The sequence below is a fragment of the Marmoricola sp. RAF53 genome, assembly GCF_052114005.1.
Classification (GTDB): Bacteria; Actinomycetota; Actinomycetes; order Propionibacteriales; family Nocardioidaceae; genus Marmoricola.
Map to the genome: position 1 here is coordinate 44046 of NZ_JBFRDX010000021.1, position 19609 is coordinate 63654.

The 19609-nt window shown below is 71.1% G+C and carries 17 protein-coding genes and 1 tRNA gene; 3 read left to right on the forward strand and 15 right to left on the reverse strand.

The annotated features are described in order from the left end of the window. Window positions 1-803: 803 nt before the first annotated feature. Window positions 804-926, forward strand: coding sequence for a hypothetical protein (locus AB4Y76_RS16770; protein WP_441927308.1), 123 nt, complete (start codon window positions 804-806; stop codon window positions 924-926). A 28-nt stretch (window positions 927-954) separates the two neighbouring features. Here the strand turns inward: AB4Y76_RS16770 and AB4Y76_RS16775 are convergent, their stop codons facing one another. The 10 genes from AB4Y76_RS16775 to AB4Y76_RS16820 form a co-directional block, all read right to left on the reverse strand. After that, window positions 955-2334 (reverse strand): helix-turn-helix domain-containing protein, encoded by a 1380-nt coding sequence (locus AB4Y76_RS16775; protein WP_441927310.1) that lies wholly within the window; start codon window positions 2332-2334, stop codon window positions 955-957. Between the two features lie 17 nt (window positions 2335-2351). Then, the gene (locus tag AB4Y76_RS16780) at window positions 2352-3299 is read right to left on the reverse strand and encodes a helix-turn-helix domain-containing protein (protein WP_441927312.1); all 948 of its coding nucleotides are present in this window, start codon (window positions 3297-3299) and stop codon (window positions 2352-2354) included. 318 nt (window positions 3300-3617) lie between these two features. Continuing rightward, window positions 3618-3690, reverse strand: a tRNA-Thr gene (locus AB4Y76_RS16785). Window positions 3691-3761: 71 nt separating this feature from the next. Next, window positions 3762-5417: an alpha/beta hydrolase gene (locus AB4Y76_RS16790; protein WP_441927314.1), complete on the reverse strand. Its 1656-nt coding sequence runs from the start codon at window positions 5415-5417 to the stop codon at window positions 3762-3764. A gap of 45 nt (window positions 5418-5462) precedes the next feature. Then, a complete protein-coding gene (locus AB4Y76_RS16795; protein ID WP_441927316.1) occupies window positions 5463-6644 on the reverse strand; it encodes a DNA polymerase III subunit delta' in 1182 nt (393 codons plus the stop codon). After that, window positions 6641-7288, reverse strand: a complete 648-nt coding sequence (tmk, locus tag AB4Y76_RS16800) for a dTMP kinase (RefSeq protein ID WP_441927318.1) — start codon at window positions 7286-7288, stop codon at window positions 6641-6643. The genes AB4Y76_RS16795 and tmk overlap by 4 nt, the downstream gene beginning before the upstream one ends. 21 nt (window positions 7289-7309) lie before the next feature. After that, on the reverse strand, window positions 7310-10024 hold the full coding sequence (gene topA / locus AB4Y76_RS16805) for a type I DNA topoisomerase (protein WP_441927320.1): 2715 nt from the start codon (window positions 10022-10024) through the stop codon (window positions 7310-7312). Between the two features lie 81 nt (window positions 10025-10105). Then, window positions 10106-11581 (reverse strand): DUF7059 domain-containing protein, encoded by a 1476-nt coding sequence (locus AB4Y76_RS16810; RefSeq protein WP_441927344.1) that lies wholly within the window; start codon window positions 11579-11581, stop codon window positions 10106-10108. 123 nt (window positions 11582-11704) lie between these two features. Then, window positions 11705-14020, reverse strand: coding sequence for a sodium-translocating pyrophosphatase (locus tag AB4Y76_RS16815; RefSeq protein WP_441927322.1), 2316 nt, complete (start codon window positions 14018-14020; stop codon window positions 11705-11707). 162 nt (window positions 14021-14182) lie between these two features. Further along, window positions 14183-14518: an STAS domain-containing protein gene (locus AB4Y76_RS16820; protein WP_441927323.1), complete on the reverse strand. Its 336-nt coding sequence runs from the start codon at window positions 14516-14518 to the stop codon at window positions 14183-14185. Between the two features lie 139 nt (window positions 14519-14657). Here AB4Y76_RS16820 and AB4Y76_RS16825 point away from each other — a divergent pair, with 139 nt between their 5' ends. Beyond that, window positions 14658-17012: a DEAD/DEAH box helicase gene (locus AB4Y76_RS16825; RefSeq protein WP_441927325.1), complete on the forward strand. Its 2355-nt coding sequence runs from the start codon at window positions 14658-14660 to the stop codon at window positions 17010-17012. A gap of 14 nt (window positions 17013-17026) precedes the next feature. Beyond that, window positions 17027-17431: a pyridoxamine 5'-phosphate oxidase family protein gene (locus AB4Y76_RS16830; protein WP_441927327.1), complete on the forward strand. Its 405-nt coding sequence runs from the start codon at window positions 17027-17029 to the stop codon at window positions 17429-17431. A 2-nt stretch (window positions 17432-17433) separates the two neighbouring features. On the opposite strand, the gene AB4Y76_RS16835 is transcribed toward AB4Y76_RS16830, so the two are convergent. The 5 genes from AB4Y76_RS16835 to AB4Y76_RS16855 form a co-directional block, all read right to left on the reverse strand. Further along, a complete protein-coding gene (locus tag AB4Y76_RS16835; RefSeq protein WP_441927329.1) occupies window positions 17434-17802 on the reverse strand; it encodes an Rv3654c family TadE-like protein in 369 nt (122 codons plus the stop codon). Continuing rightward, window positions 17799-18125, reverse strand: a complete 327-nt coding sequence (locus AB4Y76_RS16840; protein ID WP_441927331.1) for a TadE family type IV pilus minor pilin — start codon at window positions 18123-18125, stop codon at window positions 17799-17801. The genes AB4Y76_RS16835 and AB4Y76_RS16840 overlap by 4 nt, the downstream gene beginning before the upstream one ends. Before the next feature lie 20 nt (window positions 18126-18145). Further along, window positions 18146-18313, reverse strand: a complete 168-nt coding sequence (locus tag AB4Y76_RS16845) for a DUF4244 domain-containing protein (RefSeq protein WP_441927332.1) — start codon at window positions 18311-18313, stop codon at window positions 18146-18148. A gap of 143 nt (window positions 18314-18456) precedes the next feature. Continuing rightward, window positions 18457-19185 carry a type II secretion system F family protein gene (locus AB4Y76_RS16850; protein WP_441927334.1) on the reverse strand — a complete coding sequence of 243 codons (729 nt, stop codon included), beginning with the start codon at window positions 19183-19185 and terminating at the stop codon, window positions 18457-18459. Continuing rightward, window positions 19182-19609, reverse strand: a 428-nt coding sequence (locus tag AB4Y76_RS16855) for a type II secretion system F family protein (protein WP_441927336.1), incomplete at its 5' end; no start/stop codon positions are given. The genes AB4Y76_RS16850 and AB4Y76_RS16855, both read right to left, overlap by 4 nt.

Sequence of the window (19609 nt, forward strand, 5' to 3'; positions counted from 1 at the left end):
CGGGCTGCGATGGCACCACAAAGGACGAGCTCGCTACAGACGGGAAGCCAGCGCAATCCGCGGGCGACGGCCGGTCCGCGCAAGGTGACGTGGAGCACCGTGGCCGGAACGATGAGTAGCAGCCACCAACTTGGGAGCAGGATGGCAGCCGCGAACGACCAGGCCGCGAGAAATGGATGGGGCTGCAGCAAGTAGCCGAAGGTTGTGGCGAGCCAGCGAGCCGATTCGACATAGAGAGCGGCAGTCGCGACAAGTGTTACCGCGATCATCAACGTCGGAGCCGGCACATTTGCTGGGACGCTATCTAGTGCGGTGGCCGACAGGATCGCCGCAACGGTGATCAGGAGCACGTGGGCACGGAGGCGCAGCGGAGCCCTACGGAACTCCGCCCACCCATGCAAAACGATGCCGCGCCGCTCCCCCGAGAACGACGGCGCTAGCGCCACCCCAAGCTTGCGCACTCCTCCAGTGTGCCGACGCAGAGCGCACCGATCTGGGTCCTTTTCACATTCCGGACAGTTCTGCTCGAGACGGGAGTTTCCGCCTGCCCGGGATTTGGTGCTGGAGCCCGCATTCTGGGGGCGGCGGCAGGGCATGCGGCTCCAATTCTGGGTCGCCACCCGTCTAGTCCGGTCTGGACGCGCCCTGCCGCGCACCAGCGCTTCGGTGGCAGGGAAACGGGACCGTCGTCAGATTTGAGACGGTCGCCTTTTCGTATTTGACTATCGTCGTTGTCTCAGTTTACTTCGACGTGTCAAATCGACCGACTTTGGGCTGAATGTCCGCACAGGCAGGGGAAGAAGATGAAGAAGATCGTGGTACGGGTGGGTTTCATCATGGGGATGCTGGCTGCCGCGGCGGGCCTTGGTGCAACCGGTCACGGAACGCACGATGTAGCGCAGGCGACGAAGCAGCTCTGCTGCTGATCCTGCAGCGGTCCTGGCTCGTTTCGGTTTAGGTTCTCACCGAGCCCACCGGCCGACTTGAGATGGCCAGTCCCGTGGCTGCCACTGCGCTCCGGAATGCAGAGTTGGCAGCGTCGGACTCGCCGAGCTCGTCGAGCAGGGTTCCGAGGTCGACCCACATTTGTGCGGCGGCTCGGTCGGCCCCGACGCTCGCGAGGATCTGGACAGAGTCGAGATAGGACGCGCGGGCGGCATCGGTGTTCCCTTGGACGGCAGAGATCTGCCCTCGCAGGAGGGCGCAGTCGCTTGCGAGCAGCGGAGCCCGCGTTGCGTTTTCGGCGATGCCGTTGAGCATCGCCTCCGCTTCGGCAATGTCGCCAAGCAGGAGCATGGATCTGGCCAGCGCTACAGAGTTGTAAGCGCGTTCGATGACTGAGGCGGCGCTCCACTCCAGTTCGACGGCTGCACGTTCGAGGCTTCGCTTGGCCTCTGCTGGGTCGGGGGTGTCGCTCGCGAGGAGGAACATTCCGAGCTGTGAGTGCAGGCGTGCGAGGTGACGGTTGTCGCCATCGCTTTCGAGAAGTGCAAGGGCTTGCTTGGCCAGCGGGATAGCTGCGTCTGTACGCCCCTGCTCGGATTCGAAGATTGAGGCGTTCCAGTAGGCGGCGGCTTTCGCCTTTGGTGAGTCGAGAAGTTCGGCCTTGTCTGCGGCAACCCGACAGATCCGAATAGCGTGTCGCCTGTCGCCCCGCTCGTTGTAGGCACCCGCCAGGGTGACGGCGAGCTGAATGCCTTCATCGGTTCCGTCGAGCGCGAGGTCTCGAAGACGTGCCAAGCAGCGCTCGCCGGCTTCCGTAGCTCGGCTGAGGTCGCCGGACTCTCGATAGCATCGGGTGAGGGCGATGGCGGCTTGCACCCACTGTGATGCGATCGGGTCGGAGTCAACCAGTTGCTCGAGGGCGATGATGGCATCGTCGAGGTGGCCAAGGGCTTCAAGCGCTCGCGCCTTGATGAGCACGGCTTCTCGGACGAGTCCGTCGTCCGATGTGCCGGCCGCGGCGTCGAGAACATCGGATGCCTTCTGGAAGGCATCGGGGGCGTTGCCCGAACGGAGCGCCAGGTCGGCGTAGTCGAGCTCGAGGCGAAGCTCCGCCTTACGGTCGCGGCTGATTCCGACCAGGAGTTCCTCGACGGTTGCGCCGAGACGTGAGGCGAGCGTCGCGAGGAGCGCCAGATCTGGGCGTCGCTTACCGGCTTCGATCCGGGAGATGTAGGCGACCGAGGCGTCAGATCCCGCGAGCTTGCCCTGGGTCATTCCGGCGGCGATGCGCAGGTTTCGGATTCGGTCGCCGAGGACGTTGAGGTCGATCGTCCTACTCGCTGCTGCGAGGGTTTCATCGACCGAGTCAGGCCCTGTCTTTTCGCGCATCGGGCGCACCCCGTTTCTCAATGGTCGTTATTGGCGTTCGATGCTTCGTCAACTTCCGGGCGTCGCGAGGCGTGGGTCCGGAGCAGGTCGAGGTCTGCTTGGAGTTTGACCGCCTGCAGCCTGGAAACAGTTTGCTCAGCATGCCGGCTCGCGTGGTCAAAGGTTCGGTATGACAAGACGACAGGCGGAACTCCGATGGTCGGCTTGAACGGATCTTGAGGGTCGGCCGCTGCCGGCATGTAGGCGAGGGTCTTGCGTGCGACGTGTGCTGCTGCTCTGCCCTGGCCGCGCTGTTGGTGCGCGCTACACATCGTGACTGCGAGGTCCGCGCCTTCCGGGAGTGAGATGGGGTTATGGGATACCGAAAAGCGCACCGCGACCTGGCGGCCCACTTCGATCGCGCCTTTAGGGTTCATTTGAGCGAGGTGAATGCGAGCCTGAACCACCATTGCAAGCAGCCCCAGCGGTCCTTGGGCCAGCGGGTTGACCATCCGAAGTGCCGCTCCGTGTTCTCCAGTCGCCGAAAGGGCGGCCGTGCCCACGATGCGTGCGGCCTTGGCGACGCGGTTCGCACCGATGCATGTTGCGACCTCGGCTAGGTCTGAGCTGACCTGCAGGGCGTCCTCGTATTGGCCGGTTGCAAGGAGGAGGTCCGCGTGAGCGAGTTCGAACTGGAGCCCGTCGGCTGCGTTCGACTCGCCGCGGGTGAGGGAGTTCACGTCGACGTCGAGTCGAACCGCGAGCTCGTTGAGGAGCTGCTGGCTGGGTCGCCGTTCGCTGGACTCGATGCGCGAGAGATAGGCGATGGAGGTGAGGCCGTCTGCGAGGGCGCTTGGCCCCAGGCCGGCGTTGAGGCGCGCGTTGCGGATTCGAGCGCCGAGGGCGACCCGGTTGGTCCAACGCGTTTGGGGTGGCAGAACAGGTCGAGTTGTCTGGGGTGCCGAGGAAAGCAGGGGCTCGCCCATGTGCTCCTCACCTTCAGTGTCGGGGAAGTGACCCCGTAAGTTTGCCGCTCTTTTCCATCTTGCGGCAAGTTTTTGGAAATTCGTTCATTCCGCATCGAACGTGGCGGCCGAGTGGCCGGCCACGAAGTAGGACCGCGCCGGCTGGGCCTTCCGAATCGCGCGCGGCGAGGCCGGCGCTGGCCGGGCCTCAAGCACCGAGCCCGACGGGCCCGACCGGCGGCCGAAAGCAAAGTGTTGAGTAAGTGTTGAGTTGAGTTGAGTTTCGCCGAACGACGAAGGCCCCCGCCCTACGTCTCCGCAGGTCAGGGGCCTTTCTCGAGCCGCCTGTCGGAATCGAACCGACGACCTAGTCATTACGAGTGACTCGCTCTACCGACTGAGCTAAGGCGGCGCCGTGACCGGCCGTTCAGCCGGGCACGCCGCACGAGTATAGGGGCGCGGGGTGCGCCCGGCGAAACCGGATCAGCACATCAGGCCGTCCTTCGGCGCCTTCCCCTGGATCAGCCAGGACTCGACCGCGTCGTCGACGCACTCGTTGCCCCGCATGAAGCCGGTGTGGCCGTCGCCGTCGCGGGTGATCAGGCGTCCCGACTCGAGCTGGTCGGCCAGCGCCTGCGCCCACGCGTACGGCGTCGCCGGGTCGCGGGTGGTGCCGACGACCACGATCGGCGGGGCGCCCTTCGCGTGCAGCGCGACCGAGTGCTTGCCGCTCTGCACCGGCCAGTTCGCGCACGTGGACAGGCTGAACGAGAAGGCCCGGCCGAAGGTCGGTGAGACCTTCTCGAACTGGGCGAAGTGCGAGGGCACGTCCTTCGTCTGGATGTAGTCGTCGTGGTCGAGGCAGTTGACCGCGTACAGCGCCTCCATCGAGTTGTCGACGTAGCCGTCGGGCCCGCGCGAGGCGTAGGTGTCGGCGAGCTGGAGCAGTGCGGTGCCGCTGCCGTCGTCGAACGCCTGCTGCAGCGCCCGGGTCAGCTGCGGCCAGTACTGCTCGACGTACAGGGGCATCCAGACCCCGAGCATGCCGAGGCCCTCCGTGAGCGGGCGGCCGCTGTCGGAGGTCGGCAGCGGCTTGGAGTCGAGGCCCTGCAGGAAGGCGCCGATCTTCTTCACCCCGGCGTCGACGGTGTCGCCGAGGAAGCAATCGCCCTGGTCGACGCAGTCCTGGACGTAGGCGCGCAGCGCGGTCTCGAAGCCGCCGGCCTGCTGCAGCGAGAGCTGCTCGTTGGACAGCGACGGGTCGATCGCGCCGTCGAGGACGAACCGGCCGACGTGGCCGGGGAACATGTCGGCGTACGTGGCGCCGATGAAGGTCCCGTACGACGCCCCCAGGTAGTCGAGCTTGGACTCGCCGAGGGCGGCGCGCAGGATGTCCATGTCCTGGGCGACCTCCTCGGTGGACATCCGGCGGGTCAGGTCACCGCTCTCGTCGAGGCAGCCGTTGCCGAAGCCGCTGATCAGCTTGTCGTACTGGTCGCGCTCGGCCTGGTCGTCGGGGTCCGGGTCGCTGGCGAGGAGCTCGTCGAGGCCGGCGGTGCCGAGGCAGTGCAGCGGGTCGCTCGCCGCGACGCCGCGCGGGTCGAACCCGACGATGTCGTAGACGTCGGAGAGCGCGTTCCCGAACTGGAGAGAGCCGGCCGCGGCGTAGTTGACCCCGGAACCGCCCGGGCCGCCCGGGTTCACCACGAGGGAGCCGATCCGCTTGTCCTTGTTCTGCGCCGGCACCCGGAGCACCGCGAGCTCGACGGTCTCCGCGGCCGGGCGGGCGTAGTCCAGCGGCACGGTCAGGTGGGCGCACTGGTCGGCGCCGCAGTCCTTCCAGCGCAGCTTCTGGTGGTAGAACCGGGCCAGCCGGGGGTCGGTGCTCGGCTGCGGCTCGGCCGGTCCGCTGGTCGCCGGGACGTCGTCGGAGGTCGCCGCCGCGTCGTCGCCGTCGGAGGTCTGCCAGATCGCGATGCCGCCGGCGACCAGGGCCAGTACGGCGATCCCGGCGATCACGCCGGCGACCACCGGGTTGCGGCGTCGCGGCGGCGTCGCGTGCGGCAGCGACGGCACTCCGGGGGTGGGGTCCTGGGGACCAGGAGGGGGCCCCGGAGGGGGCGGGTAGTTCTCCGACATGCCCAGAGCCTAGGACGTGTCCGAAAAATCTCGCCGATGCGAGCCTCAGTCGCCGGCGATGCGGAGCCCGACCATGAGCGACTCCAGCGCCAGCATCGCCGGCACGTTGAACTCCAGCATCTGCTCGCGGGCCGCGAAGACGGCGTCGATCCGGCGCAGGTTGTCCTCGGGGCTGGTGACCGCGGCGAGGTGCTCGACGGCCGGCCGGATCTCCTCGTTCACCACCTCGGAACGGGTGCCGAGCTGGAGGGTGAGGGCGTCCCGGTAGACCGAGACGAGGTCCATCAGGCTGCGGTCGACCACGTCGAGGTGGCGGCGCTTGGCCCGGGTCTTCTGCGACTTCTCCATGTCCCGCAGCGCGGGTGCGTACTCGCGCGGGCGGCGGCCGCGCTCGACCACCCCGTAGGCCCGGTCCAGCTCGTCCTTCTCGCGGGCGTCGGCGGCGCCGGTGAGAGCGTCCGCCTCCTCCTTGGCGAGGTCGTGGACGGTGGCCGCGGCCTTCATGCAGGCGCCGAGCGAGGTCAGCCGGACCGGGAAGCCGACGATCTCGCGGCGACGGCGGCGGGTGTCCTCGTCGCGGGCGAGCGCGCGCGCCCGGCCGATGTGCCCCTGGCTGGCCCGCGCCGCGTGCAGCGCGGTCTGCTCGTCGACCTCGTCGTTGCGGACCAGGTACGACGCCACCTCGTCGCTGCTCGGCGTGCTCAGCACGACCAGCCGGGTCCGGGACCGGATCGTCGGCAGCACGTCCTCGACGGTCGGCGCGCAGAGCAGCCAGACGGTCCGGTCGGTCGGCTCCTCGATCGCCTTGAGCAGCGCGTTCGCGGCCTGGTCGGTGAGCCGGTCGGCGTCCTCGACGATCATCACCTGGAACCGCCGGCCGGCCGGGGCGAGCGCGGAGATCCGGACGAGCTCACGCACCTCGTCGACGCCGATCGAGAGCTTCTCGGTGCGGGTGACCCGGACGTCCGGGTGCGATCCGACCTTCACGCCGTGGCAGGAGTGGCAGTGGCCGCAGCCGCCCTCCTCGCACTGCAGGGCGGCCGCGAACGCGATCGCGGCGTTGGAGCGGCCGGATCCGGGCGGTCCGGTGAAGAGCCAGGCGTGCGTCATGTCGCCGGCGACGGCGCGGCGGAGACGCTCGACCACGACCTGCTGCCCGATCAGGTCGTCCCAGACCGTTCCTGAGGAGGGCGCTCCCGCTCCGCGCCCGTCACGAAGGGCGGTCATGCCGGCGGTCCCGACAGCAGCGCGTCCACCCGCTCGTGGACGGCCCGCGCGATCTCGGTGACGTCGTCACGGGCGTCCAGGACCAGGTAGTGCTCGGGGTCGGTGGCGGCGAGCGACAGGAACCCGTCGCGGACCCGCTGGTGGAACTCCAGCGGCTCCCCCTCGATCCGGTCGCGCTCGGCGAACCGGGTCAGCCCGGTCGCCGGCTCGAGGTCGAGCAGGACGGTCAGGTGCGGGCGCAGGTCGCCGGTGGCCCAGCGGGCGACGTGCTCGAGGTCGCCGGCGTCCAGCGAGCGGCCGGCCCCCTGGTAGGCGAGCGTCGAGTCGACGTACCGGTCGGTGATCACGACGGCCCCGCGGGCCAGAGCCGGGCGGACGACGCGGCGCAGGTGCTCGGCCTTGTCGGCGGCGTACAGCAGCGCCTCGGTCTCGTCGGCGAGCTCGCCGGTCTCCGGGCTGAGCACGATCTGCCGGATCTTGCGCCCGACCTCGGTGTCGCCCGGCTCGAAGGTCAGCACGACGTCACGGCCGGCGGCCACGAGGTGATCGCGCAGCGCCTGGGACTGCGTCGACTTGCCGGCCCCCTCGCCGCCCTCGAAGCAGACGAACAGGCCGGTGGCGGCGTACACACCAGGGAAGGACACGTTGCACACCCTAGACGCGCGCTAGGACTTCTTCGCAGCAGCCTTCTTCGCAGGAGTCTTCTTGGCCGCGGTCTTCTTGGCCGTCTTCTTGGCCGTGGCCTTCTTCGCGCCCTTCTTGGCGGCCTTCTTCGCCGGTCCCTTCGCGCGCCGCTCGGCGAGCAGCTCGGCGGCACGTTCGAGGGTGATCTCCTCGACCGAGTCGTCCTTGCGCAGGGTGGCGTTGTACTCGCCGTCGGTCACGTACTCACCGAAGCGGCCTGCTTTCACGACCACCGGCTGCCCGGAGACCGGGTCGTTGCCGAGCTCCTTGAGCGGCGGCGCCGCGGCGGCACGGCCGCGCTGCTTCGGCTGGGCGTAGATCGCGAGCGCCTCGTCCAGGGTGATGTCGAAGAGCTGCTCCTCGCTGGTGAGCGAGCGCGAGTCGGTGCCCTTCTTCAGGTACGGGCCGTAGCGGCCGTTCTGCGCGGTGATCTCGACGCCCTCGGCGTCGGCGCCGACCACCCGCGGCAGCGACAGCAGCCGGAGCGCCTGCTCCAGGGTGACGGTGTCCAGGGTCATCGACGCGAAGAGCGACCCGGTGCGGGGCTTCGCCTTCTTGGGCGCGTCCTCGCCGAGCACCTCGGTGACGTAGGGCCCGTAGCGGCCGTTCTTCGCCACGATCATGTTGCCCGAGTCGGGGTCGATGCCGAGCTCCTGCTCGGCGCCGGCCGGGTTGGCCAGCAGCTCGCGGGCCTTCTCCTCGGTCAGCTCGTCGGGCGGCAGGTCCTCGGGCACGTTGGCGCGGGGCAGGTTCTCACCCTCGGCGACCTCGGCGCTGGTGTCCTCGACGTACGGGCCGTAGCGGCCGACGCGCAGGTCGATGCCGCTGGGCTCGCCGGCCGGGGTGAGCACCGGGAAGGTCGCCAGCTCCTTGGCGTCGATCTCGCCGAGCTCGGTGACCAGGGTCTTGAGGCCCTCGATCCGGTCGCTGCCGAAGTAGAACTCGCCGAGCTCGGTCTCCAGGTTCTTCCGGCCGCCGGCGATGTCGTCGAGGACGGCCTCCATCCCGGCGGTGAACTCGTAGGAGACCAGCCGCTCGAAGTGCCGCTCCAGGAGCCGGATCACCGAGAACGCCAGCCAGGCCGGCACCAGCGCGGTGCCCTTCTTGTAGACGTAGCCGCGGTTCAGGATGGTGCCGATGATCGCCGCGTACGTCGACGGGCGGCCGATCTCGCGCTTCTCCAGCTCGCTGATCAGCGAGGCCTCGGTGTAGCGCGCCGGCGGCTTGGTCTCGTGCCCGCTCGCGCTGAGCGCCGCGGCGCTGACCGCGTCGCCCTCGACCAGGTTCGGCAGCTTGCTCTCGGCGTCGTCGCGGGCCGCCTCGGCGTCGTCGTTGCCCTCGACGTAGGCCTTGAGGAAGCCGTGGAAGGTGATCGTCCGTCCGCTCGCGGAGAAGACCACGTCCTCGCCGCCCGCGGACTGTCCACCGAGCCGGATGCTCAGCGAGTTCCCGGCGGCGTCCTTCATCTGCGAGGCGATGGTGCGCATCCAGATCAGCTCGTAGAGCCGGAACTGGTCACCGGTCAGGCCCGTCTGCGCCGGGGTGCGGAAGTTGTCCCCGGCCGGGCGGATCGCCTCGTGCGCCTCCTGGGCGTTCTTCACCTTGGAGGCGTAGACCCGGGGGGCGTCGGGAACGTACTCGGCGCCGTACAGCTCGCGCGCCTGCGTCCGGGCCGCGTTGAGCGCGGTGTCCGACAGCGTGGTGGAGTCGGTACGCATGTAGGTGATGTAGCCGTTCTCGTACAGCCGCTGCGCCACCGACATCGTGCTGGAGGCGCTGAAGCCGAGCTTGCGGCTCGCCTCCTGCTGCAGCGTCGTCGTCCGGAACGGCGCGTAGGGCTTGCGGGTGTACGGCTTGGACTCGACCGAGCGGACGCTGAAGTCGGTGTCGTGCAGCGCCTCGACCAGCGCCTCGGCGCGGGCCCGGTCGACGTGGACGACCTTGGCGCCGGCCTTGAGCGCGCCGTCGTCACCGAAGTCGGTGCCGCGGGCGACGCGGACGCCGTCGATCGAGTGCAGCTTGCCGCCGAACATCCGCTGGTCGTGGTCGGCGCCGGCGTCGAAGGTGCCCTCGAGGTCCCAGTACGACGCCACCCGGAACGCGATCCGCTCGCGCTCGCGGTCGACGACCAGGCGGGTCGCGACCGACTGGACCCGGCCGGCGGAGAGGCCCGACATGACCTTCTTCCACAGCACCGGGGAGACCTCGTAGCCGTAGAGGCGGTCGAGGATCCGGCGGGCCTCCTGGGCCTCGACGAGGTCCATGTCGATCTCGCGCGGCGTCTCGACCGCGGCCTGGATCGCCTGCGGGGTGATCTCGTGGAAGACCATCCGGTGGACCGGAAGGTCGGGGCGCGGCTTCAGCTCGTCGAGCAGGTGCCAGGCGATCGCCTCCCCCTCGCGGTCCTCATCGGTGGCGAGGTAGAGCTCGTCGGCTTCCTTGAGCAGGCCCTTGAGCTTGGAGATGTGCGACTTCTTGTCCCGTGAGACGACGTAGACCGGCTTGAAGCCGTCGTCCACGTTGACGCCGAGGCGGGCCCAGGGCTCGCTCTTCACCTTGGCGGGGATGTCCGCGGCGGTCTGCGGCAGGTCGCGGATGTGTCCGATGGAGGACTCCACGACGTAGCCCCGGCCGAGGTAGCCCTCGATGGTGCGGGCCTTGGCCGGTGACTCGACGATGACGAGCTTGTGTGCCACGGAGCTTGGTTTTCCTTCGTTCAAACGGGGCGTTCGCGCCAACAAGGTAGCGCGGACGTCCAGTATTCGCCCTTCGCAGGGTCAGGAGAGGCTCAGGAAGCCCTCCTCGACCAGCGAGCGGACCTGGGCGATCCGGGCCTGGGTGTCCTGCTCACCCAGCAGCTCGGCGAGCGCCCCGAGGAGCTGCCCGACGGTGAGGTCGCCGTCGCTGGCCCCGGCGAACCCGGCGAGCACCGTGTCCACCGGGCGGGCCCGGCGCATCCCGGTCTGGCGGCGCAGCACGATCTGGCTAGGGTCCTCGGCGCCGGCCGGCCCGAAGGTCTCCTGGACCACGTCGCGGGCCAGCCGCGGCCGGCAGGCCAGCAGGGCGTCGTCGTCGAGGTCGCGCAACGTCCGGACGCGGTCGAAGTGGGTGGCGACCTCCGTGCCGAGCGGCTGCTCGACCTCCCAGCGCCATTCCTCCAGCCGGACGTCGGGGTGGTCGGACCCGGCCGCACGCAGGTTGATCCAGCCGAACCCGACCGCCTCGATGCCGACCTCGTCGAACCAGGAGAGCCAGGTGTCGTAGCGGGCGAGGTAGTCGGGCGCCCCGTGCACCCCGGCGTCCTTGAGCCACAGCTCCACGTAGGAGGCGACGTCCAGCACCTCGCGCTGCACCACCCAGGCGTCGCAGCCGGCCCGGTCCGCGGTCGGCGCCAGCCAGCCGGCCAGCCGGTCGTCCCACGGCTGGCCGTCCACGATCGCCCAGTTGGCCAGGATCTGCGCGGTGCCGCCGGGGTTGAGGTGGTCCGGCGCGGTCCGGACGATGTGCTCGACGACCCGGTCGCCGGGCAGGCCGGAGTCCCGGTAGACCAGCCGTTCGCCGGTCGCCGGGGAGATCACGAACGGCGGGTTCGTGGCGATCAGGTCGAAGCGCTCGTCGCGGACCGGCTCGAAGAAGCTGCCCTCGCGGACGTCGAGAGTCACCTGGTTCAGCTCGGCGTTGAGCCGCGTCATCCAGAGCGCCCGCTTGTTCACGTCGGTGGCGACCACCGTCGCCGCGTGCGACGCCAGGTGCAGCGACTGGACGCCGCAACCGGTGCCGAGGTCGAGGGCCGAGGCGACCGGCGTACGGACGGTGAGCTCGGCGAGCGAGGTGGCCGCCGGGCTGATCCCGAGCACGTGGTCCGGTCCGACCTTGTTGGGGCCGCCGTCGAGCCCGGGCGTCAGGTCGCCGAGCACCCAGAGGTTGCCGCCGGCCGGGGTGTCGTCGGTGCCGTAGGGGCGCAGGTCGACGCGGGCGGCGACCTCGGCGACCGAGCGCTCCAGGATCCCCTCGGCGCAGAGCGCGTCCACCAGGTCCGGGAGCGCGGCCTCGGCCGCCTCGAGGGACACCGGGGTCTGCAGCAGCCAGAGCCGGGTCAGCGTCTCCAGCGGGCTGCCGCCGGTGGTCGCCCGCCGGCCGGGCGTGGTCTCGTTGCGGCCGAGCGCGGCGTGCGCGGCCGGCCCGAGCAGGTCCGATACGCCCTCGAACGTGTAGTCGGCCGCCATCAGGGCGTCGCGCAGCCGCCCGATCATCGTGTCCACGGACACGACCTTAGGCGGTGGCGGAGAGGGCCGGTCAGCACCGCCCGGGCAGGAACGCCACCGGGCACCGTGCCTGCGCACGGTGCCCGGTGGGTCAGGAGCTCAGCCGTGGCGTCAGACGACGACCTGCTCGTCGGCCGTCGCGGCCGCGTCGTCGCCCAGGTCGACCGTGCGCTGCTTGGACACGTAGAGCACGACCACGATGATCGCGACCGCGACCAGCGCGATCATGATCCGCAGCGGGTCGTTCTGGTCCTGGCCCTCGCTCATCGACACGATGGCGCTGGCGATCAGCAGCGAGACCAGGTTCATCACCTTGATCAGCGGGTTGATCGCCGGGCCGGCGGTGTCCTTGAACGGGTCGCCCACGGTGTCGCCGATGACGGTCGCGGCGTGGGCGTCGGAGCCCTTGCCGCCGTGGTTGCCGTCCTCGACCAGCTTCTTCGCGTTGTCCCAGGCGCCACCGGAGTTGGCCAGGAAGACGGCCATCAGCGTGCCCGTGCCGATCGCACCGGCCAGGAAGCCGGCCAGCGAGGTCACCCCGAGGCCGAAGCCGACCGCGATCGGGGCCAGCACCGCGAGCACGCCCGGCGTGACCAGCTCGCGCAGCGAGTCGCGGGTGACGATGTCGACGACCTTGCCGTACTCCGGCCGCCCGGTGCCCTCCATGATCCCGGGGATCTCCCGGAACTGGCGGCGCACCTCGTAGACGACCGCACCGGCCGCCCGGGCCACCGCGTTGATCGCGAGGCCCGAGAACAGGAAGACCACCGAGGAGCCGAGCAGGACGCCGACCAGGACGGCCGGGTTGAAGACGAAGAAGTCGGCCAGCGAGAAGTCGACCGCCTTCGACGCGACCAGCTCGTCGAGCACCGACGTGGCGTAGGAGCCGAACAGCGCGGTCGCGGCGAGCACGGCCGTCGCGATCGCGATGCCCTTGGTGATGGCCTTGGTGGTGTTGCCGACCGCGTCGAGCTCGGTGAGGATCTGCGCCCCCTCCTCGCTGACGTCGCCGGACATCTCCGCGATGCCCTGGGCGTTGTCGGAGACCGGCCCGAAGGTGTCCATCGCGACGATGACGCCGACGGTGGTGAGCAGACCACAACCCGCCAGCGCTACGCAGAACAGCGAGATCGTCAGCGAGACCCCACCGAGCAGGTAGGCACCGAAGACCGCGGCACCGATCACCAGGGTCGTGTAGACGGCGGACTCGAAGCCGACCGAGAGGCCGGCCAGGATCACCGTGGCCGCACCGGTCAGCGACGTCTTGCCGACGTCCTTGACCGGGCGGTGCTCGGTGCCGGTGAAGTAGCCGGTGAGCGCCAGGATCATCGCCGCCATCACGATGCCGATCACGACCGCGGACGCGGCGATCACGCGCGGGTCGCCCTCGGCGGTGCCGACCGAGATCTTCTCCAGCGCACTGCCGGCGACGCCGCGGAACTCCGAGAAGCTGGAGGGCAGGTAGATGAAGGAGGCGATCACCGACGCCACCGCGCCGACCGCGGCCGAGATGTAGAACGCCCGGTTGATGGTGACCAGGCCGTTCTCGCCGACGCGGGGCTTGCAGAGGTAGACGCCGAGGACGGCGGTGAGCGCACCGATCGCGGGGATCAGCAGCGGGAAGACCAGGCCCTTGTCGCCGAAGGCCTGGGTGCCGAGGATCAGCGCCGCGACCAGCGTGACGGCGTACGACTCGAAGAGGTCGGCGGCCATGCCGGCGCAGTCGCCGACGTTGTCACCGACGTTGTCCGCGATGGTCGCGGCGTTGCGCGGGTCGTCCTCGGGGATGTTCTGCTCGACCTTGCCCACCAGGTCCGCGCCGACGTCCGCGGCCTTGGTGAAGATGCCGCCGCCGACACGCATGAACATGGCGAGCAGCGCGGCGCCGAAGCCGAAGCCCTCGAGCACGTGCGGGGCCTCGTCCTGGAACAGGATGACCACGACGCTGGCGCCGAGCAGCCCCAGGCCGACGGTGAGCATGCCGACCATCGCACCGGTGCGGAAGCCGATCTTCATGGCCGGGTCGCGGCCCTCCTCGTTGGCGGCCGCGGCGACGCGCAGGTTGGCCTGCACGGCCAGGGACATGCCGAGGTAGCCCACAGCGGCGGAGAAGCCGGCCCCGACGAGGAAGAAGAGCGAGCGGCCGAACCGGACGGTCCAGTCGTCGGCGGGTAGTGCCAGCAGCGCCAGGAACGCGATCACGGCGAAGATGCCGAGCGTCCGGAACTGCCGGGTCAGGTAGGCGTTCGCGCCCTCCTGCACCGCCTTGGCGATGTTCTTCATGTTGTCGGTGCCTTCACCCGCGGCAAGCACCTCGTTGCGGAACATCATGGCCATGCCGAGTGCCCCGAGGGCGATCAGCGCGACGATGACGACAAGGACGAGGTTCGAGCCGTCGAGCTCCGGCTTGATGGCAAGCCCGCTCATGAAATCTCCTCGATCTGGTGCGGCGACGGAGCCCGCAGACGGGGCCCCTTCAGTGCGCCGGAGTCTACGCACGTGTGGCGTGGATCACGCGGAAGGCGTGACCCAGATCACGTCGAGGGTTCAGAACGGCATTTCGGGGTAGCCCGGATCGCTCAGCGAGCGTCAAGCGGAAAGTGCGTCCGCCTCGGAGTCGTGGATCGTGAACACCTTCGCGAGGCCGGTGATCCGGAAGATCTTCAGCAGGCGGTCCTGGGAGCAGATCAGCGACATCGACCCGTCCTGGGCGCGCACCTTCTTCAGCCCGCCCACCAGGACGCCGAGACCGGTGGAGTCGAGGAACTCGACCTGCTCGAGGTCCACGAGCAGGGAGTGGTGACCGGCGTTGACCAGCTCGGTGATCTTGTCGCGCAGCTTCGGCGCCGTGTAGACGTCGATCTCGCCGCCGACGACGACGACCGTGCGGCCGTCCGTCTCCCGCGTCGTCAAGGTCAGGTCCACGATCACTCCCATGGGTGCGTCAGGGGTATTCCGGCGTCCCGATCGGCCGGGGTCCCGCTCCGTCATTGAACCACGCCGGACCAGGCCGACGCCCCTCCCTCGGGGCCACCTTGTCAGGGCTCGCTGCCACACTCGGAGGGTGAGCATCGCCGGTCCCCTCCGCAGTCCCGGGACGGGTGCGGCCGCCGACGTGCGGGCCCTGGTCGACCAGCTCACCGCGGGGCCCGGACGCAGCGACCGGCTGACCCACCTCGAGGTGCTGCCGCCGCGTTCCGCCCGGACCACCGCCTGGCCGGACTGGGCGCACCCCGACGTCGTGGCCGCGTGGACCCGGAGCGGTGTCGAGCTGCCCTGGGAGCACCAGGTCCGCGCCGCCGAGCTCGCCCACGGCGGCACCCACGTCGTCATGGCGACCGGTACCGCCTCGGGCAAGTCGCTCGGCTACCTGCTGCCGGCGCTCAGCGACCTCACCTCCCGGCGCGGGCCCCGCGGCCAGCGCGGCGGGACCGTCCTCTACCTCTCCCCCACCAAGGCGCTCGCGCAGGACCAGCTGGCCGCGCTGCGCGCCCTCGACGTGCCCGACCTGCGCGCGTGCACCCACGACGGCGACTCCAGCCCCGAGGAGCGCGAGTGGACCCGGGACCACGGCGAGTACGTGCTCACCAACCCGGACATGCTGCACCGCTCGCTGCTCCCCGGGCACGAGCGCTGGAGCCGGTTCTTCGGCGCCCTGCAGTACGTCGTCGTCGACGAGTGCCACCACTACCGCGGCGTCTTCGGGGCGCACGTCGCCCAGGTGCTGCGGCGGCTGCGCCGGGTCGCCGCGCGGTACGGCGCCGAGCCGACCTTCGTGCTCGCCTCCGCGACCGTGGCCGAGCCGGCGACCGCCGGCCGCCGGCTGACCGGGCTCCCGGTCGACGCGGTCACCGACGACGCCTCGCCGCGCGGACAGGTCGCCCTCGCCCTCTGGGAGCCCCCGTTCGTCTCGCACGCCGGCGAGCACGGCGCCCCCGTACGCCGCTCGGTCACCGCCGAGCTGGCCGACCTGCTCACCGACCTGGTGGTGAGCCGGGTCCGGACACTGGCCTTCGTCCGGAGCCGGCGCGGGGCCGAGGCCGTCGCGCTCACCGCGCGCCGGCTGCTCGCCGAGGTCGACCCGGCGCTGGCCGACGAGGTGGCCGCCTACCGGGGCGGCTACCTGCCCGAGGAGCGACGTGCCCTCGAGCAGGCCCTGCGCCGGGGCGACCTGGTCGGGCTGGCGGCCACCAACGCGCTCGAGCTCGGTATCGACGTCTCCGGGCTGGACGCGGTCCTGCTCGGCGGTTTTCCCGGTACCCGGGCCGCGCTCTGGCAGCAGGTCGGTCGCGCCGGCCGGTCCGGCGGGGACGCGCTCGGTGTGCTGGTCGCGCGCGACGACCCGCTCGACACCTACCTGGTGAACCATCCCGAGCACCTGCTGGGCCGGCCGGTCGAGGCCTCGGTCTTCGACCCGGACAACCCCTACGTCCTCGGTCCGCACCTCTGCGCCGCCGCGGCGGAGATCCCCCTCACCGAGGAGGATCTCGCCCTCTTCGGTCCGTCGGCGCGGGACGCCGTGGACGCCTTGACGGCGGCCGGGCTGCTGCGGCGGCGTACCCGGGCCTGGTACTGGACCGACCGGCGCCGGGCCAGCGACCTCGCCGACATCCGGTCCTCGGGCGGCACGCCGGTGCGCCTGGTCGAGGTCGGCACCGGCCGCGTCCTCGGCACCGTCGACCACGGCTCGTCGCACGGCACCGCGCACACCGGCGCCGTCTACCTGCACCAGGGCGAGGGCTACCTGGTCCAGGATCTCGACCTGGACGAGTCGGTCGCCGTGGTCGCGCGCGCGGACGTCGACTACTCGACCTCGGCACGGGAGATCACCGACATCACGGTCGTCGCCGAGCGGGAGCACGAGACCTGGGGTCGCGCCCGGCTCAGCCTCGGCTCGGTCCGGGTGAGCCACCAGGTGGTCTCGTACCTGAAGCGGAAGGTGCCCTCGGGCGAGGTGATCGGCGAGTACCCGCTGGACCTACCGGAACGCACCCTGGAGACGACCGCCGTCTGGTGGACGCTGCCCGACGACGTGCTGGAGGACTGCGGGATCGACACGCTCGACCTGCCCGGCGCGGCGCACGCCGCCGAGCACGCCGCGATCGGCCTGCTGCCGCTGTTCGCGACCTGCGACCGGTGGGACATCGGCGGCGTCTCCACCGCCCGGCACGCCGACACCGGCCAGCTGACCGTCTTCGTGTACGACGGCCACCCGGGCGGGGCCGGCTTCTCCGAGCGCGGCTTCCACACCGCCGCGGAATGGCTGGAGGCGACGCGGGAGGCGATCGCGTCCTGCGCCTGCGCGTCCGGCTGCCCGTCGTGCGTCCAGTCGCCGAAGTGCGGCAACCAGAACAACTCGCTGGACAAGGCCGGCGCCGTCCGGCTTCTCGACGTGCTGCTCTCCGCCGCGGCCCCGTGAGCAAGGATCTCCCCATGCCCGTCCTTCCCTCCTCCCCGGCGTTCCGGGACTTCTGGACCGAGCGCCGGCTCTGCACGGTCACCACGCTGCGCCCCGACGGCACTCCGCACGTCGTCCCGATGGGCGTGGTCCTCGACCTCGAGACGGACCGGGCCTGGGCGATCACCTCGGCAACCTCGCGGAAGGCCCGCAACCTACGTTCCGCCGAGGGCACGGGCGCGGCGGCGATCGCGATCTGCTGCGTCGACGGGCGGTACTGGTCGACGGTCGAGGGAACCGCGGTCGTGCTCGACGACCCGGCCAGCGTCGCCGAGGCCGAGCGCCGGTACGCCGAGCGCTACAAGGTCCCGCGCGAGAACCCGGCCCGGGTGGCGCTGCGGATCGACGTGACCCGGGTGCTCGGCAACGTGCGGGACTGACCTCACGTCCCGGGCTGCCCGCGGGGCGGGTCCGGTCCGGCGCGCGCCCGTCCCCGGATCGTGCGACCCGCGAACACCGAGGGAAGTTCCAACTCGACGCTCACATCCACCTCCTCTCCCTCGACGCGGCAGCCGGTGAGCCGTACCCGGTGCCGGCTCGCGATCTCCGCCCCGGCCTCGCACGGCGCCCGGGCCTGCTGGAGCGCGGATGCGGCCGCGAGCGCGGCGAGGTCGGCCGCGGCCTGGACCCGGCGCTGCCCGACCACCATCCCGACCGCGCCGGCGGCGGCGCCTGCGACGAGCAGCAGCAGGCCGACCAGGCCGAGGGCGGCCACCGTCGCCGCGCCACGTTCCCCACGGCGGCTGATCACGGTCCCTCCCGGGCGGCGACGGCGGTGGCTCGCGCGTCGTACCCGGGCAGTCCGAGCAGGCCGCCGCCCGGCCGGACGGTGACCTCGACCGTCACCGTGACCGTGGTGTCGTCGCCGGAAACGCTGATCCGCGCGCCGTCGGGAGCGACGCGGTGCCCGAGCGCGATCGCCGAAGCCCTGTCGTCGTCGCGGGCGAGCGCACGCGCCGTCTCGCGCGCCGCGTCGGTGGCTCGCACCTGGGCGACGCCGAGCGAGACCGTCCACGCCAGGGCGGCCGCCACGACCACGAGCACCGGCAGCACCACCGCGGCCTCCGCCGTCACGGCCCCGGTCTCGTCGCGGCTCAGAACGGCAGCATCCCGGTGATCCGGTCCCACACGTGAGTGAGGAACTGCTGTCCGGCTCCGCTGCTGAGGAACTTGAACAGCAGGCCCGCGAACGCGACCCCCGCGCCCGTGCAGACGGCGTACTCGGCCGTGGTCGCGCCCCCTTCGTCGTGGTTCCGCTCCATGGTGATCTCCTGACACTCGGGCCACCTCCTGGCGGCGTTCTCCCTGGCAGGGATGAGATTGCTCGCCCAGCAACCGCGCGACGACCCCGCTTCCGCGGCCGGTGGACAACCGACCCGGACGCGGACCGGTGGATATCGGCCGCTCAACCGAGGAAGCGGAGCGTCGAGAAGATCCCGACCGCCATCGGCACCACGCCGAGCAGCAGGAAAGCCGGCAGGAAGCACGCGCCGAGCGGTCCCGCAGTCCGAACCTCGACGGTGCGCGCCCGCGCCGCCGTGCGGGCACCGGCCGACGCACGGAGGTCCGCAGAGAGCCGCTGGACGGCACCGGTCACCGACGCGCCGGTCTCGTGGGCGCGGGCCAGCGAGCGACCCAGCGGAGCCAGCGGCCAGTCGGCCGGGACCGCGCGCCAGACCGCGACCGGGTCCATCCCGAGGTCGAGCCTCCCGACGATCGTGAGGAGCTCCTCGGAGACCGCACCCGGCAACGCGTCGGCGACCGAGCGCACCGCGGACGACGGTGCGGCACCGGCCTCCAGGCAGGCGCCGAGCAGATGGACCGCGAGCGGCAGGTCCCGGTCCAGCTCAGCCCGGCGGGCCCGCGCCGCCGGCCCTTCGGCACGCGCCAGGACCCGCCAGGTCACGACCGACCCCACCCCACCGATGGCGGCGCCGGGCACCCCGCCGAGCACCAGCCAGCCACCGGCGAGGCAGAGGACCGCGAGCAACGGGCGGAGCCGGAGGAGCAGCCCGCGGTCGTCGACGACCGCGGCGACCGGAGCCGCAGGTCCGCGTGCCGGCAGACGCACCCGGGCGGGCGCACTCAGCAGGACTGCGGCCACGAGCAGCCCGGCCACGACCGCGGCGGTCACGGCTCGACCGTCGCCGCGATCCGGTCCAGCCAGGCGAGCCCGCCGTGCACCAGCGCGAGACCGGCGCCCAGGCAGCACGCCCCCGGCGTCGAACCCAGGAGGAACCCGACCGGGTCGCCGCCGAACCCCGAACCCAGAGCCAGCACGCCGACCGGAAGCGCCCCGAGGAGGAGCGCCGTCGCGCGCGCGGCCGCCATCTCCGTCGCCACGAGCTGCGCTGCCGCCAGGTCCTCGCGCAGCGTGCTCCCCGCCAGCTCGAGCGCCGAGGCCAGCCCGGCGCCGGCGCGGTGGGCCACCTGCCAGGCCGCGGCCACGACCCGGAGCGACCGTCCTCCCGGCAAGGTCGCCAGCGCGCGCAGCGCCGCGGGCACGTCGTCGCCGAGCCGGGCGGCACGTGCGACCGGCGTCAGCTCGGCCCACGCGG